Origin of the sequence: Floridaenema flaviceps BLCC-F50 (assembly GCF_041929275.2) — a bacterium.
Taxonomy (GTDB): Bacteria; Cyanobacteriota; Cyanobacteriia; order Cyanobacteriales; family Aerosakkonemataceae; genus Floridanema; species Floridanema flaviceps.
On record NZ_JBHFNR020000002.1, the window covers coordinates 813,722 to 830,576 of the forward strand.

At 39.2% G+C, this 16,855-nt stretch carries 12 protein-coding genes; 3 read left to right on the top strand and 9 right to left on the bottom strand.

Annotated features, from left to right (window positions below; genetic code table 11):
- Window positions 1–121: 121 nt before the first annotated feature.
- The 3 genes from ACE1CI_RS23780 to ACE1CI_RS23790 form a co-directional block, all read right to left on the bottom strand.
- The gene (locus tag ACE1CI_RS23780) at window positions 122–2,350 is read right to left on the bottom strand and encodes a tetratricopeptide repeat protein (RefSeq protein ID WP_413267246.1); all 2,229 of its coding nucleotides are present in this window, start codon (window positions 2,348–2,350) and stop codon (window positions 122–124) included.
- 148 nt (window positions 2,351–2,498) lie between these two features.
- Entirely contained in the window at window positions 2,499–3,761 is a 1,263-nt protein-coding gene (locus ACE1CI_RS23785; protein ID WP_413267247.1) for a cation:proton antiporter, read from the bottom strand.
- Between the two features lie 319 nt (window positions 3,762–4,080).
- Window positions 4,081–5,169 carry a CHAT domain-containing protein gene (locus ACE1CI_RS23790; protein ID WP_413267248.1) on the bottom strand — a complete coding sequence of 363 codons (1,089 nt, stop codon included), beginning with the start codon at window positions 5,167–5,169 and terminating at the stop codon, window positions 4,081–4,083.
- A gap of 260 nt (window positions 5,170–5,429) precedes the next feature.
- Here ACE1CI_RS23790 and ACE1CI_RS23795 point away from each other — a divergent pair, with 260 nt between their 5' ends.
- Together ACE1CI_RS23795 and ACE1CI_RS23800 are read left to right on the top strand one after the other, a co-directional pair.
- Window positions 5,430–5,702 carry a hypothetical protein gene (locus ACE1CI_RS23795; RefSeq protein WP_413267249.1) on the top strand — a complete coding sequence of 91 codons (273 nt, stop codon included), beginning with the start codon at window positions 5,430–5,432 and terminating at the stop codon, window positions 5,700–5,702.
- 159 nt (window positions 5,703–5,861) lie between these two features.
- The gene (locus tag ACE1CI_RS23800) at window positions 5,862–6,866 is read left to right on the top strand and encodes a fascin domain-containing protein (RefSeq protein WP_413267250.1); all 1,005 of its coding nucleotides are present in this window, start codon (window positions 5,862–5,864) and stop codon (window positions 6,864–6,866) included.
- Window positions 6,867–6,878: 12 nt separating this feature from the next.
- Here ACE1CI_RS23800 and ACE1CI_RS23805 read toward each other — a convergent pair whose 3' ends face one another.
- From ACE1CI_RS23805 to ACE1CI_RS23820, 4 genes are all read right to left on the bottom strand, one after another.
- Window positions 6,879–10,472: an nSTAND1 domain-containing NTPase gene (locus ACE1CI_RS23805; RefSeq protein ID WP_413267251.1), complete on the bottom strand. Its 3,594-nt coding sequence runs from the start codon at window positions 10,470–10,472 to the stop codon at window positions 6,879–6,881.
- Between the two features lie 96 nt (window positions 10,473–10,568).
- Window positions 10,569–11,510 carry a WG repeat-containing protein gene (locus tag ACE1CI_RS23810; RefSeq protein WP_413267252.1) on the bottom strand — a complete coding sequence of 314 codons (942 nt, stop codon included), beginning with the start codon at window positions 11,508–11,510 and terminating at the stop codon, window positions 10,569–10,571.
- Between the two features lie 146 nt (window positions 11,511–11,656).
- Window positions 11,657–12,271 (bottom strand): WG repeat-containing protein, encoded by a 615-nt coding sequence (locus ACE1CI_RS23815; RefSeq protein WP_413267253.1) that lies wholly within the window; start codon window positions 12,269–12,271, stop codon window positions 11,657–11,659.
- Window positions 12,272–12,364: 93 nt separating this feature from the next.
- A complete protein-coding gene (locus ACE1CI_RS23820; RefSeq protein ID WP_413267254.1) occupies window positions 12,365–13,432 on the bottom strand; it encodes a WG repeat-containing protein in 1,068 nt (355 codons plus the stop codon).
- 79 nt (window positions 13,433–13,511) lie between these two features.
- Between ACE1CI_RS23820 and ACE1CI_RS23825 the strand changes: the two genes are divergently transcribed.
- Window positions 13,512–13,802 carry a hypothetical protein gene (locus tag ACE1CI_RS23825; protein ID WP_413267255.1) on the top strand — a complete coding sequence of 97 codons (291 nt, stop codon included), beginning with the start codon at window positions 13,512–13,514 and terminating at the stop codon, window positions 13,800–13,802.
- A gap of 231 nt (window positions 13,803–14,033) precedes the next feature.
- On the opposite strand, the gene ACE1CI_RS23830 is transcribed toward ACE1CI_RS23825, so the two are convergent.
- Window positions 14,034–15,380 carry a (Fe-S)-binding protein gene (locus ACE1CI_RS23830; RefSeq protein ID WP_413267256.1) on the bottom strand — a complete coding sequence of 449 codons (1,347 nt, stop codon included), beginning with the start codon at window positions 15,378–15,380 and terminating at the stop codon, window positions 14,034–14,036.
- Window positions 15,381–15,425: 45 nt separating this feature from the next.
- On the bottom strand, window positions 15,426–16,745 hold the full coding sequence (locus tag ACE1CI_RS23835) for an FAD-binding oxidoreductase (RefSeq protein WP_413267257.1): 1,320 nt from the start codon (window positions 16,743–16,745) through the stop codon (window positions 15,426–15,428).
- Window positions 16,746–16,855 lie beyond the last annotated feature (110 nt).

Here is a 16,855-nt window from a genome sequence, read left to right on the forward strand (position 1 = left end):
AAGTTGTTAGCAAAATGTTCTTTTGCAAGCTAGATCCCCGACTTCTTCAAGAAGTCGGGGATCTAAAGGGATCGCAAGCTAGATCCCCGACTTCTTGAAGAAGTCGGGGATCTAAAGGGATCTAAAGGGATCTGTGTACTCTACGATAAAATTCTTCGAGTGCTTCTATGGAAGTTTTGTCGTTGTAAAGGGAAGTTTGAGAATGTTTAATTTGCTCTACAATCTTTTGTCGCCACTCTGGTTGACAGCCTAATTTTACAGCTATTTGGATATATTCGGTTGGATTTTTAGCAATTGTATCAGTAACTCCTAACATTTTTAAAATGCCGGAAGTTTGACGCGATCGCATAAATTCACCTACGCAAGTAACTATTGGTAAGTTGCAAGCAATACTCTCTAATGTGGTGAGAAATCCAGTAAATCCAATTGTATCGAGAGAAATATCAGCTAATAAGTTAAGTTGGCGGTAATCTTGTTGATTTTGGCGGGGTAAAATTAGGCAATAATCGTCAAAATTTAAGTCAATTTTAGTAAATTCTTGTTGAATGCGTTGGCGGAATTGTTCGGTTATTTCATTTATGGGGTGAGCAATGAAAACAAATTGCGATCGCCTAACCTCTTGAGCAATAATAGGAAAAATATAATCATATTGCGGTAAGTATTTAAAAAGGGATTGACAGGACAAATAAATAATTGCATCTTCCCGCAATTGAAAGTCTGCGCGAGTCTTTGTAATTGCTGGTATTAGCGGTTTACTGTAGCAAATTCCCATGTTAGGTAAGCGAATTAATTGCTCGGAATAATGCTCTTGAGCATTTTCTGGTTCTAGCAAATCTGCCGATAAATAATAATCAATTGTGGGCAATCCTGTAGTTACTGGATGTCCCCATGCTGCACATTGGATTGGTGCTAATCGCAATGCTGCAAGCTTTGTCATTTGGGGTGTCATGCCAATATCTAGAAATACGAGAATATGTAATTTATCGGCATTAATCTGTTGACAAGTAGCTTCTAAGTTATGAGTAATATGATAAAAGTAATTGCTATATTTTTGATATTCTTCTGTAATTTGGTCGATTTGATGGTTTATATAATAACAGTAAACTTCAAAATCTTGGTTTTGGCAATGTTTTATCCAACCAAGAAAGATTGTGCCAACTGTATGCCAATGAAAACTATCAGAAACATATCCTAAGCGAATTTTATCAGTTGGTTTTAGAGGTGTAACTTGTTGCTTTTCTGCCCATTGTGGGTAATTCGCTGACATTACTTGATGTACAAAATTACTATAAATTTTTTGTAACTCTAAATCGTTGTAACCTTGATATTGTAAATAGAAGTTAGTTCGCCAACTAATTGCTTGTAAAGCATTTTGTTTTGATTCAGTAGCTACTAAATCTATTGCTTGCGTTAACTCTAATAAACCTTGACTAAATCTTTGTCTATAAAACTCTATTTCTGACGGAGTTTTATAGAGAATTGGCAAGATTCGTAAATTTTCCAACTTTAGAGTTAAATTATTAGGAAATAAGTTTAAAGCATCATTGATTATTTGAATTGCTTCTTGAGTTTGTCCACATTCTTGTAAAGCTAAGGACAAGTGAAAGTAAAGATCAACTTCTCCAGTTTGGGTATTGAGAAAAGTTTGAAAATGAGTAATTGCTTGTTGATAATCTCCCTGATAATAAGCAGCATAACCAAAATAAAGCGATGCTAGCGCTGATTCATTTTTAGCAGCGTAAGCAATAGCTAAATTTTGCAGAATTAGAGAGTCAGATGGTTTGATTTGTAAAGCTATTTGATAAGCGGTAATCGCTTCCTCAATCTGCTGCTGCATCATCAAGAAATTGCCGAAATATAAATAACTGAGGTAATCATTTTTATCTAGTTCTATTGCTTGCAAATAAATTGCTTCAGCTTGAGCAAAGTTACCTGTTTCTGTGAGGAGTTTAGCTAAACTATGATAAGCTTCAATCCACTGAGGAAAAAGTTCTATAACCTTTTGAAAAGCTGTAATTGCTTCTTCAAGATAACCAATTTTTTCTAATACCAACCCTAAACTGTAATGTAAGTTAGGGTTAACAGCATCAAAACTTAAAGTTTGAGATAGAATTTCTAGTGCATCCTGATATTTCTCTTGATTAAAATACAGCATTGCCAAACCATGCAAAGCTTCAGGACAGTCGCCATCTATTTGTAGAATTTCCTCATACTTTTCTGCTGCTTCTAGCAAATAACCAGCATTATAAAGTTCTGAAGCTTCTCTCAATATGGCATCTATAATAATCCTATTTGAGTTATTAACTCCTCCTTCTCTTCTCTCTGCGTTCTCTGCGTCTGGGCGGTTCATAAAAAATAAAATTACTTAGAAATAGGTATGTTGTTGCGCTGTCTTCGCTCTTATTACTACTCTCGATAAGAGCGAAGACAGCGCAACAACGTACTAATGTTAATCTCAATTATTATAACTAGCAAATTGCGTTATTTAGCCTAAAATGTCAGGCTTTACCAACACCTGCTTCACTGGCAATTTTATCACGACGCTTTTCCAAACTTCGTTCGTACAACTTCATTAATGGTGTAGAACTAACACCGTGTAAAAGTACAGAAATTACGATCGTTATATAAGTAATCCAGGCAATTTGTTCTCCTAAATTATCTTTTAATCCTTCGCCAAAAGCATAAGTTAAATAATACAATGAACCAACGCCACGAATACCAAACCAACCAAATAAGTAACGGGTGATTTGAGGATAACCACCTCCTATTGTACTAAGCCAAGCGCCTACAGGTCTAATCAGAAAAATTAACAGTGCTGCTACTAATAATCCTTGCCCAGCAAATTGTATAATTTGAGGTAATCTTAAGATGGAACCTAGTAATAAAATAGTCCCAACTTCCATCAATTTTTCAATTCTTTCTGTAAATTCTAATTGAGATAGGCGTTTTTCTGGATTGTGATAGCTATGTTGAGCAATAATTCCGGCAACAAATACGGCTAAAAATCCATATCCATTGACAATTTCTGTTAAGGAATATGTGAGTAAAATGATGCCAAGTGCTACAAAATCTTCCATTAATACATCAACAGGACGATATTTTTGTAGAATTTTGTCAATCCAAACTATTGCTTTGGGAACTAGAATACCCATTAGAATACCAGCAGCAATTGCCCAAATTAAATCAATTGCCACCCACTGTTTAAACCAGTTTTCCCAATTACTATCTTTTAAAGAGTGAATACCAAAATAAACAAAAGGAAAAGCTAAAGCATCGTTTAAACCGCCTTCTGAGGTTAGACCAAAACGTAGTTCTTCTTTATCTTCTACATGGGAAATTTGAACCTCTGAAGCTAAAACTGGATCGGTTGGTGCTAGAATTGCGCCTAGTAAAATTGCTGGGCCCCAGTCCATTTTTAGGAGAAAATGTCCGATAAAGGCGATCGCAAAAATGGAAATAGGCATCAAAAGACCAATTAGCCGAACTGTGGAACCCCAAGCAATAGGATTCAGCGGTCGATTCATTTTTAATCCACAACTGAAGAGGGAAACAATTACCACAAATTCTGTCAATCTTTCCAAAAAATTAGCATCAGGACGCAGTTGGATTAAATGTGTGCCATAAGGCCCTAATAATATACCAACAATTAAGTATATCAGGGCGAAAGAAAGGGGTAATCGGGCAATCCAACCAGAGGCTAAAGTAACAATTAGTAGTAATAAACCGATAACTAGCAGGTCAAGAATATAGATGTCTACCATAGCGATCGCAAATATAATGAGTGCAGCCTCTTGACTTTACAAGGCTATGCTTGGCTCTCTAAATCACCTTTGGGCATATTTTTTAGTTATATTTCCCTATCTCTATCTATTGGATGAAATATAGCAAGATCCCCCAATTCAGATCTTGCACCAGTCCCAAAATCCGCCTGCGAATCAATTCGCAGGCTAATAGCTAAACTCCTCTAAAGAGGACTAAATACTTAATATTCCAAGGCTTTTAGTCCATTTTAATGGACTTGAGCTATTAGCCTGCGAATTGATTCGCAGGCGGGCTAAAATGCGTACCAACATCAAATTGCTAACTCACCAAACTTAACAATTTGTGCCAATTTTCGCCTAACCAAGCAGTAGTATTAGTCAGGTGTGGTCGAAGTTTTGCTATAGCAGAAGCAAATCCTTCCGCTTTCTGGGCATACTTTAAAGCTCGTTCTAACGCATTACCCACCTCGTCTTTATCTGGCTGTGGCTCCTTTAGCTCATCTTGAGCATCTTCAAAGGCACGATCAATTTTACGACGGTCTGAGCTTTCTAACTTTGCCAGTATCTCACGTAAGGCGTTGAGTTCTGTTTCTATGTTGACGCTTGCAGGTGCGGGTAAACTAGTAGTTTCTTGATCATGCACCTTTGTAGTGTTTTTGTCTCCCGTTATAATTGCACCGCTAGTGACATAATTACCGACACGAACTGAACGGTCTTTGATTTTACGATCGCCTATTATGATTACACTATCTTTGACACGACCCCCGACAGAAACCGAACTCTCTTGTCCGCTCTTATTATCATTATTCACACTATTATCTTTCTCAAAGTTTTCTGGTGTCTGATAACGCCGTCGCCTAAATTTAATTTCCGGGGTTAAATACTCTGGAATTCCCTGCAAATCAATGGAGGTACAACCCATTTTAAAACAATCTTCATAATTCCTTCCAGCCGCTAAAGCTGTATAAAATCCGATGCTAAAATTAATCGCCGCCTGATCTCCAATTGCCTGATTCATTCCCACTACGCAATCAATGTGTTGGTGAATTGCGGTGGCTTGTTCTTTGCTATAGCAGGCGTTGAGTAAGACACACTCGACTTGTTCTTGAAACAAATCAAATAGCTTTGCTAAAGCTTGGGTACTGACAAGTTGGATACGCCCAGAATTATCTTCTAAGACTAATCCATCAGTACCAGAACCATGTCCCGAAAAGTGAACAATTGTTGGTTGATACTGAGACAGGAAGCGGGTTAAATCATCGACTCGTACCGCAGATTCGGTGATGATTTGAAATTCGTTTCGATTGGGAGATAGTTGCAGTGTGTTTTTGATTTCCCGCACTTCTTCATCTAGGCACAGATTAGCTGTGTTTTTGGGGTTGGCGGAGAGGATGAGGATTTTTTTCATAGTGTTATTTGATACCAATTCCGGTTCGAGCAGCAGCTTAACAGATTAAATACATCTGAGCCAACAAGTATATTGACAGATGGATCGGGTATGGGATACCCTAATTTTAGAGAAAAATTCAATAATTTCCTTTTTTTAGGACAATCTTTTGATTTAAAGGCGATAGTAAACAATAAGATTAGAAAAGTGGAAGTTTTAACCTTGGTGTTGTATCTTTTAGGGTAAAACTTGAGGTTTGTGTTAAATCAGGTGCATTCAAAATGATTAAAGTTAGTGGCTTACCCGTTGATATTACTGAATCCGAGTTACATAAGCTTTTTGAGAACTATGGCACAATACAATCTGTCACTATAGAAAGAAAAAGTGATGAAAGTGTTGCCTATGTAAAACTAGATAAAGATGAAAATGAAAAACTTGCTGTTGAAAAACTAAATGAAACGCTATTTCGTGACCAATACGTCCTTTATCTTGATCTAGTCAGAGCAGAGAAGGGAACTGGTGAGGGTCAGCAGAAGGGAACTGGTAATGGTTAGTAAAGTTCTCCCGGTAATGGTCAGGAAAGTTCTTCTGGAAAGAGTACCAAAAATTGAGACAAGGAAAGCTAATATAAAACCAAAAACATGACTGCTGAATAGCGTAAAGAATTGAAGATATAATTTTCACCTACATAAATTTAGAAGTAGATTTAGCATATGAACCAAGTTATACAAAAAATCTTGTATATTGCAACACTAAGTCCGGATATAGGTATAGATGATGAGTTCAATGAAATTAAAACAATAATGCAAGAAAGTAACAGTGGGTTCTCTGTAGATCGTCAAGATGTTATCTCTGTTAATCAGATTAAGGATCTAATTCTAGATTACACACCTAGACCTCAAATTATTCACATTTGTGGACACGGTACAGAGGATGGGAAAATCCTGATTCCTAAAACTCGTGATACTCAAATCAACTTCGACCGCGCAAAACCACAAGACCTGAAAGAATTTTTTGAAAATACCCCCGATGTGAAGTATGTAATTCTCCATTTTTGCTACTCATATAAAGCTGTCAAATTAATTTCTCCATATGTTCAATGTGTGATTGGAATTAATAAGGGTGAAATGATTGAAAGAAGAGGCGCAGTCGAATTTTCCAAAAACTTTTACAAATCTTTGAAAGGTAAACTTCTTAATCAAAGCGTTGTAGATGAAGCATTTTCACTAGGGACGGCTGCTGCTTTTCCAAGAACCCAAGATCCAGAAAGGTACATAAAGATTACTAAATCAATTGCCTTAAAAGCATACAACAATTTGTATGTCAGTGCTAAAGATCACAGTGGCAACGAAGTTGTAGCTGACGAGGAGAAAATTGATACGTGGGAAACTTTTGAATTGATCCTGCAAGAAGGCAATAAGGTTGCTCTAAAGGCTCACAATGGGCAATATGTCAGTGCCGATCTACGTGCTGGTTATGAGGGCAAGATAGTAGCTAACCGTGATAAGATTGATGACTGGGAACGTTTTGAATGGCTCCGGCAAGAAGACGGTAAGGTTGCCCTAAAAGCAGACAATGGGAAGTTTGTTTGTGCAGATAAGCATAAACAGGACAGGCTCATAGCTGATCGATTGGAAATTAATGACTGGGAAAAGTTTTCAATCATAGACCCAATGACTGGGAGGGAAAAGTCTTCAATCATAGACCCTCAGAAGTAGCACTCATCTACATCAATTACATAGTTTTTTTAAACTTTTTGATTGAGTTTGCAAATAATTGTCTATATGACTACATCCTGTCCTCAGCAACCCCTGGAAACTCATATCTGACACATCCCATAGCAAAATAAGTTGATCTGCACCCGTAGAAGCCAACCATTTGCTATCAGAACTGAAACTTACAGTATTCACCATAGCCTCGTGTCCAACCATCGTTGTGATTAATGTTCCATTCCATTGCCACAATTTGATTGTTTGATCACTACTAGCAGAGGCGATCATTTTTCCATCAGGACTAAAACTAGCATAAAGCACCATAGCTCCGTGTCCGCTCAGTGTCGTGATTAAAGTTCCATCCTGTTTCCACAGCTTAATTGTCTTGTCAGCACTACCAGTAACAATTCTTGTTCCATCTCGACTGAAATCAACAGACCAAATTGGACTCGTATGTCCTTTCAGGGTTTGGAGTTCTTTACCCCCTGAACTCCATAATTTTATGTGATCATCCCCAGCAGTCGCAATTGTTTGTCCATCAGGACTAAAAGCCACACTCAACACTCTACCCCTGTGTCCTTTTAGAGTTATCAGTTCTTTACCGTCTACACTCCAAAGTTTCGCGGTTCCATCCATACTGGCAGAGGCGATTCTCTTTCCATCATTACTGAAGCTAACAGACATGACCTTATTTTTATGCCCTTCTAGTGTTCTCTGGAGTTGTCCATCTAGACCCCAAAGCTTGATTGTGTTGTCATCGCCGCCACTAGCAATGCTCTTTCCATCTGGACTAAAGCTAACCGTATTAACCTCACTTTTATGTCCTTCCAGAGTCAAAAGTGGCTGACCTTGGCGACTCCAAATTTTCACTGTTCCATCAGAGCTTGCACTGGCAATTCTTTGACCATCTGGGCTAAACTCAGCATCAAGCACATCGTCTTGATGTCCCATTAAAACAGTCAACCTACTTCGATTTACTTGCCAAAGCCTTGTAACACCATCGTTACTTGCTGTTGCCAGTATTTTTCCATCTGGGCTAAAAGTGACGCTGGGAATTGCTCCCTGATGCCCTACCCAAGTATCGACTAATTTACCATCTTGCCTCCAGAGCCTTACGGTTCCATCCGAACTACCAGAAGCAATTGTTTGTCCATCCTGACTGACGCTAACACTCCATACATCAGGATGCCTAAAGGTGGTGACAAGTTCTCCCTCTTGACTCCAGAGCTTCACCGTTCCATCTACACTAGCAGTGGCAAACCTCTGACCGTCACCGCTAAAATCTGCACTCTTAACAGCGTCAGAATGTTTGTCGAGAGTTTTGAGTAGTTTTTTACCATCCTGGCTCCACAGCTTTATGGTTTGATCATCACTAACCGTGATAATCCGATTACCTTTAGGACTAAAACTCACCTGCCTTACCAAATTCCGATGCCCCTTGAGGGTATGGAGCAATTCACCATCCAGTCGCCACAGTTTTACGGTTTTGTCATTACTGGCAGAAGCAATTGTTTGTCCATCCGGGCTGAAACTGACGCTCATCACCCAAGAATTATCGTGAGCAGGAATCACTCGTATCAGGTTGCCGTTGCTGTCCCAAAGCCTGACCGTTCCATCCTGGCTTCCAGAAGCAATCATCTTTCCATCAGGACTAAAACGGACGCTCATTACAGCGTCTTTATGTCCAGATAAAGTGTTGAATAGACTTCCATCCCGTCGCCACAACTTGACGGTGTTATCGTAGCTTCCTGTAGCCAGCATCTGACCATCGGGGCTAAAGGTAACAGTCTGAACAATTTGTTGATGTCCTTCCAAGCGGTTTTGTTCTCTCACCCAACTCACAGACTGTGCCAAAGCACTAAGAACACTACCTTGGAGTTCTTGGTCTGTACCACTCCAAGGTAGTCGTTGCAAACGCTTTCCCGCTTTTACTGCATCAATTAGGGCATCCAAAGAGTTTCGATTCACCTTGAAATTAGCTTGTGAAGATTGGGTCGCAGCATCAATTAAAGCGATCTCTGCTTGTCTCCATTGATATGCAGCAACAATAGACAAGCTAACAAACACCACCGATGTAATGGAAGCGATTAGGAACTGACGCTTTCTACGTTTTTCCTCTTGGTTTAGTAGGCGATCGCGCAGTGCTAAACTAACTTCAATAAACTCTTGCTCCCCCGAACTCAGATCCTCTCGGCGTTGTTTGAGATTCTCTTCGGCCTCAGCTAACGCCGCTCCCCGCAACAATCCCCCTTCATCCCGTTGCGTTTGTTCCCATTGATACATTGCTGCTCTTAATCGCTCTTGCCAAGTGCGAAAGCTGCGGTCTGTATCCATCCATTGTCGCAGTTCACTCCAATTGCGAATTAACGCTTCATGGACTACCTCTACCGTTTCTTGGCTGGTAGCATTGCGACTTGTCACCACCAACCGAGCATCAGCCAATTGTTTTACCAAAGACCAGCTTTGCTCTCCCAATTCTGCTTTCATCGCTATGCGTCTTGTATCCTCTACCCCCTCCCCCGGACGCACCAACTGAATAAAAATCCGCCGGACTTTTTCTTTCTCTTCATCTGTCAAGTTGCGATATTTTTCATCAGCATGGCGAGCTAAAGCACCTTCTACTTGACCAATTTCTTCATAGATTTTGTGAGTTAATTCTTTACCCGTGCGCTTGTTCCACAACTCTGTCAAAGCAAACTCTAGCAAAGGTAAATTTCCCGGTTGCTCTTCCACATCATCCAAAATGCGTTTTACCAGTCCATCTTGAAAAGTTACCCCCAACTTTTCCGCAGGTTTGACAATCACCTGGGAAAGTTCCTCACGGTTCATCGGTCCCAGTTTCACATCAGCATTTTGCAACACATCTGCAACTGGACGATAGGAGAGAGCATTTCCCAAAAAATCCGCCCTCATGGTGGCAAATAAGACAGTAGTATTGTCAGGAGAAGATTGAAAGTAAGCTAATAACGTATCTAGAAAACTATGGCGAACTTTCTGATCTGGACACAACGTATAAAGTTCTTCAAATTGGTCAGCAATTAACAACACCCGCTCTTGAGGGTAGTTGTGTTGGATTTCGGTAAAAATATAAGACAGAGGATAGACTTTTTCGTGAAGAGATTTTGCTATCTTGCGAGTTTCTTGTAACTTGTCATCGCCAACTAGGTTAGGCATGAAAAGAGGAACAAGTGCCAAAGCTAGAGCATGAAAAGGATCATCACCTTCACCCGGACGAAAATAGGTAAACTTCCAGCGTCCTACTTGTTGCAATTTTGGCACTAATCCCGCAAACACCACTGAAGATTTTCCACTTCCCGACGCACCCAACAAGGGGATAAATTTACGAGTTTGAGTTGCCGCAAAAAGTTCTTCTACAAACACCTTGCGTCCAAAGAAATACTCCGCATCATCGGGCCCAAAGTGAAACAAACCGCGATAAGGACAGGGAAGATTTTTATCAACAGCATCCGTAGATTCAATAGGGATTACTGTTGTATTTTCACGGTAATAGTAATTGGTAATGGTAATAGTAGCAGTGTTACGATCCCCAGTAATAATCGCACTGCTCTGAGCACTTCCTCCAAGCTTGGCGCTGCGGTTTTCGTCTCCCATCCGACCTCACTTAATAGATTCCACAGTAAAACCAAATGGTCTGCATCTCCCATTGCACCCTCACTGAATATTATATTTTGCAGCAAAACCAAATTATTATTTTTTAATATTTTCTACAAAATTTCCAGTCCTATCTATATATCCCGATTTCTCACCGAGTCTGACTTCTGCCAACCCTCCCGAAAAACTCGCAGCAACATCAAACTGTGGTGGAATGACAAATTTTCCGGTTTTATCTATGTATCCATTTTTATTATTAATAGATACTCTGGCTAAACCTTCAGAAAATGGATCGGCGCAGCCAAACTGTGGAGTAATTACAATTTTGCCTGTTCTATCCATATAGCCGTATTTGCCGCTATATGGAACATCAGGATTTTCATCAATTATTACTTGTACCAATCCTTCGGAAAAGGTAAAAGCATGAGCTAAATTTATGGGAATAACTACTTTCCCGTTCCGGTCAATATAACCATATTTTCTAGTAGGTTGTTGGCTGTTAGCAGAATGACCATGAGAAGCTGTCTTCCCGTCTAATCCTACTAATCCCAATCCTTCGGAAAAGTGTTTTGCTTCATCATATTGAGGAGGAATTACTACATTTCCAGTTTTGTCGATGTAACCCCACTTGTTGCCAATTTTAACTGCTGCTAATCCTTCGTTAAATTCTAAAGCATCATCAAATTTTAAACCAATAACTATTTGACCTGTTTCTGCGACATAGCCATATTTGTTTTTAATTCTTACCATGCCTAAACCATCAGAAAACTTCCTGGCTTCATCAAATTGAGGAGGAATGATTATTTTGCCAGTGCGATCGGCATAACCATATTTTTCATTTTCTTGGATGGGAACTAAAGCACTGTTATTTTGATTGTTACTGTTTTGAGGAGTGGGAACTTCTGCTGGTTTTGGTTTGGCTTCGTGGGTTGTATTATGAGTATCTGAAGCTAGTGCTGTTGGGAAGCGATCGCTAACTACACTGAAGCACGCAGCTAAAAGAGTTAATAAAAAAATTTTATTTAAGTTTAACTTCATTTTAATACACTTAGTCACTTTATCTGATTATAGTTTAGCCGATCGCAGATGATTGTCAATATGTCAATATCCAGGTGCTTAAATTTACTAAAAAAGGCGGTACAAATTCCCGCCTCTAGTTAGTTTTTAGTATTAAAAGTAACTGCTCATTCTGTAGGGTTCCAAATAAATTTTCCGGTTTTATCAATGTAACCCCACTTGGAGCCAACTTTGACAGATGCTAGTCCTTGTAAAAAATTTTGCGAGTCTTCAAACTGTGGCGCAATGACTATTTCTCCTGCTTTATTAACATAACCCCATTTTTCACCAATTTTTACTTCTGCCATGCCTTCGGAGAACTCTTCCGCATCATCAAACTGAGGTGAAATAATCATTTGTCCTGTAGTATCAATAAAACCCATTTTGCCATCAGTCATCACTCCTGCTAGTCCTTCAGAAAAATCATCAGCATCCTCAAATTGGGGTGAAATAACTGTTTTTCCTGTGCTATCAATATAACCAAACTTGTTGCCAAGTTTTACTTTTGCCATTCCTTCTGAGAAATCAAAAGCTTCATCAAATTGAGCAGTAATAACTATTTTACCTGTTTGGTCAATATAGCCATATTTGCCATTGCTTTTGACAGGAAATAGTTTATTGTTTGTTTGATTTTGCTGACTTACGGGGGTTGATGCTTGGGTTTGTTCTACAGGGCGACAGGATACTAAACCCAAAATACTTAGGCAAAGAAAAAAGGGAATAGCTTTGTTGATTTTTCTCATAGGTATAGTGACTTCTTTCGGCAACAGATTTCTTTAGTTTTTGTCGCCATTTTGTTCTTTATGTTTATACCACAACTGAATCTAAATGAATCATTAATTAGTTGGTTGCCAAACAAATTTACCTGTTTTGTCAATATAACCGATTTTATCATCATTGCTTCCCACTGTTGCCAGTCCATCAGAAAAACCATCTACTTCATCAAATTGAGGTTTAATGACTATTTTCCCAGTTTTGTCAATAAATCCCCACTTTTTACCTATTCTAACTGTTGCCAATCCTTCGGAAAAAACATTAACTTCTTCAAATATGGGCTTAATTGTTACCAAGCCTTTTCTATTAATAAACCCCCATTTATTCCCAATTTTTACAGGTGCGAACCCTTCGGAAAAGATGCTAGTTTCATCAAAGATAGGTTTAATTATTACTTTTCCGGTTCGGTCAATGAATGCCCATTTATTGCCAATTTTAACTGAGGCTAAACCTTCGGAAAAAACACTATTGTCATCAAAGATGACTTTAACTACTACTTTTCCACTTTTATCGATATGACCCCATTTATTGCCAATTTTGACACCTGCTAGTCCTTCTGAAAAAAGAGTAACTTCATCATAAATTGGCTTAATTACTACTTCACCTTTGGGGTTAATATAACCCCATTTGTTACCAATTTTGACTGATGCTAATCCTTCGGAAAAGTCTTCTACTTCAAGAAATTGAGGTTTGATGATGATTTTTCCTGTTTCGTTAATATAACCCCATTTGGAGCCAATTTTAACACCTGCTAGTCCTTCTGAAAATATGCTGGCTTCCTCAAATTGTGGTTTAATTACTATTTTTCCCATCGGGTTAATATAACCCCATTTAGAGTTGATATTAACTAGTGCTAAACCTTCGGAGAAAGCGAGAGCTAAATCATATTGAGGTTGAATCAAAACTTTTCCTGTGCGATCGATAAAACCTTCTTTACCATTTTTACTAATGGGAAAAAGTTGGCTGGGAGGTTGGGGAGTTGGCTTTGCTTGTGGGGGGGGGCTAGCAGCTTCGACTTGCTGTTCAGTGGCGGCTAGTTCATCAGTTTGAGCTTTTGGGCTACAGGATATTAAACCCAAAAGGGTGAAACAAAGGAAAAGAGAAATTGATTGGTTGATTTTCTTGATCATTCTTAGGAGAAGTACAGTGTTTTTACTATATCCGATCGCTTGTTTTTCATGTTAATACCGTAAAAGTTTCTTGATGTCAATGAAAATGCTTGTCAAAAGGCGATCGATTAATACTTTAGATGCAAAGGATAGAAAACCGCTGATTTACGAAGTAGTCAGAAGATTTGCAGAGGCGACAGAGGCGGTAGAATGCTTTTGGAGAATTAGCGATCGCTCTTTTTCTGGATACGTAGCGGAAGTTTGGTTTAATGATTTGCCAGTAGCGGGAAAATTTGCGCGGGTGTGTAGCGATCGAACAGGTGTAAATTGTAAGCTACGAGTAACTTGCGAAGGCCCAGCTAAATTTTACGTAACTGTACCCTGTTTGTAAATACTCTATTCGTAGGGTGCGTTAGCTTTAGCGTAACGCACCATCTATTTAACTCAAGTTGCTAGTTATAAGTCTGGCTCTTTCTTAGCCCCCCTTGTTAAGGGGGGTTGGGGGGATCTAAACCTAGTAATCACAGCCGAATATCCCCCCTAACCCCCCTTACTCAAGGGGGGAACAGGAAATAATTAATAACTAGCAACTTGCGTTATTTAGAGTTTACTATCTACCAACTTATGCGTCGATTTTCACACCGCGAATTGCATAATCTAACAATTCGATCGGGTGCATAATCGGAATTTCCTTTTCTTGAATTTGCAAATGCTTACTAATTTGCAAACTACAACCAGGGTTAGCAGAAGCAATTAACCGCGCCCCAGTATTCAACAAATTAGTAACCTTTTGTTGTCCCAATTCTTCTGCTACTTCTGGTTGCAGCATATTGTAAACACCTGCACTACCACAACACAAAGCAGCATCAATTGGTTCGCGCAATTTCACCCCAGGAATTTGCTTTAACAATTGACGAGGTTGGATACTAATTTTTTGACCATGTAACAAGTGACAAGCATCTTGATAAACCATTGTCAATTCATTATCACTTATTGGTAAAAGTGGCGCTTTTAATCCCGCTTCTGCTAAAAATTCTTGAGCATCCTTCACTTTAGCTGCAAACGCTTTTGCCTTCTCTCGATAGTTAGGATCATCTGCCAAAATATGACCATATTCTTTCAAAGTATGCCCACAACCAGCAGCGTTAATAATGATAAAATCAACGCCTGTTTCGGCAAAACTATCGATCATTTGTCGCGCCAAAGTTTGGGCTTGTTCTTTTTGTCCTTGGTGCTCTGGTAAAGCAGCACAACAACCTTGACTTTTCGGGATGACAACTTCACAACCATTAGCAGTTAAAACTCTTACAGTTGCTTCATTTACCTTAGAAAAGAAAAGACGTTGTACACAACCCAAAATCACCCCTACCCGATATCTTTTTTCCCCTTTAGCTGGGATAACTTCTGGTAAAGTATCGACAAAAGATTTAGCGGTTACATTAGGCAAAAGTGACTCCATCGCCCCTAAACGAGGAGAGATTTTTTTCAGTAATCCAGTAGCCCGGAAAAACTTAGGAAATCCCAATTTTTGATACACCAACAAAGGTGCTAACAAAACCCGCAATCTTTGGGGATAAGGAAACAAATTAAAAATCAATTTCCTATACAAAGTATCCGGCAAATCCCGCGAATAATTTCTTTCAATTTGCGGACGAGTTGCGGCAATTAACTTGTCATATTGTACCCCGGAAGGACAAGTAGTAACACAAGCCAAACAACCCAAACAACTATCAAAATGTTGCACCGTTCCTTCAGCAAGTGGCGCTTCACCCTCATTAATCGCATCCATTAAATAAATGCGCCCTCTAGGAGAATCCATCTCCTTACCAATCACCCGATAACTCGGACAAGTGGAAAGACAAAAACCACAATGTACACAAGTATCAATTAACTTTGGATTAGGCGGATTCTTCGGATCAAATCCCTGCAAATCCTCATTATTTGTTACTACTTTCTCAGAAATCTGCATCTTCTCTTCCTTCGCGCTCTTCGCGTCTTCGCGGTTCAATTAAAACTAAATCCCAGCCACAAACCGATGAGGACTAAAAATATTATCAGGGTCAAACTGCTGCTTAATTTTTCGCATTACATCCAAAGCATTGCCACTGTAACCCCAAACATCCAACTGTTTTTTCCAAGCCAAAGGTGCTTCTAAAAGGGTAAGATAACCGCTGTTTAATTGACAGAAATTTCTCATTTTTAAAATAGTTTCCGATGACAACTTTGAGCTATCAAATTTTAACAAACCCAACCCACTACTAGCATGAATTAAACCGATACTTTCAGGGGCAAGATTATCCAGTTGAGTCAGGGTGGTGACAGCAGCAGTGGGTAATACTCCTATTTTGCAGGCGATCGCCAATTCCGTGTCAACTTCCCACATAGAATCTTGTAATCCTTGCCATAGATTAACTTCATCATTACCCGAAACATGGCTACCTAACAAACCCAACTTTTCCCCGACTTCTAAAAGGCGGTTTGATTGTTCTTTAACACTTTCTGTTACACTTTGGAATCGAGCAATTAAACCCATACCTTTACCCAATCCCAAACTATTGACTAATTCAGTGGATAATAAATCAATTGCGATCGGAGTTAAAGCCGAAGCCAGCAAAATTTTGTTAGCTTCAGCAAGAGAATCTGCGGCACCAATTAATACTACAGTTTGGGAAGCTTCTGACATGGGATAAAGTCGAAAAGTGACTTGAGTAATAATTCCCAAAGTGCCAAAAGAACCCGTAAATAACTTCATTAAATCGTATCCGGCAACATTTTTAACTACTCTGCCACCAGCTTTCGCAATTTTGCCATCATAACGAACAAAAGAAATTCCGAGTAGCATATCTCGCACGCCGCCGTAACGTTGGCGCAGGGAACCAGCATCAGCTGTAGCGACAATTCCGCCGATGGTTGCTGTTTGGGGATAAGCTGGATCTAAAGCGAGAAATTGTTTTTCTTTGGCGACAATTTCCTGAATATCAGCAAATTTTGCCCCAGCTTCTACGGTTAATGTTAAATCACCGATCGCGTGTTCCACAATCCGATTTAAGCGCTTTGTGCTAATAATTAAATCAATATTTTTCGTTAAACCACCCCAAGAGAGTTTGCTAGCATTCCCATAAGGCAAGACGCGCCAACGATTTTTATGAGCACAGGTGATAATTTCGCCTAACTCTTCTTGAGTATTGGGATAAACAACGCAACTCGGAGGAGAATTTTCTGTTACTTTTAGGATGGTGTTTTGTTGGGTCGCTTCTATTTCTTCCCAGGTACAAATTGCGCTTGGGTTAAGGATAGATGTGAGTTGTTGAGCGATCGCAGTCTGTGTTATCAAGTATCAAAACCCCTTTATAGAAATAGTTGTAAATTTTACTACTCTATCAATTATCCTTCACCATTAGACATCTCCAAAAAAACTTGTAGAGACGTTGTATACAGCGTCTC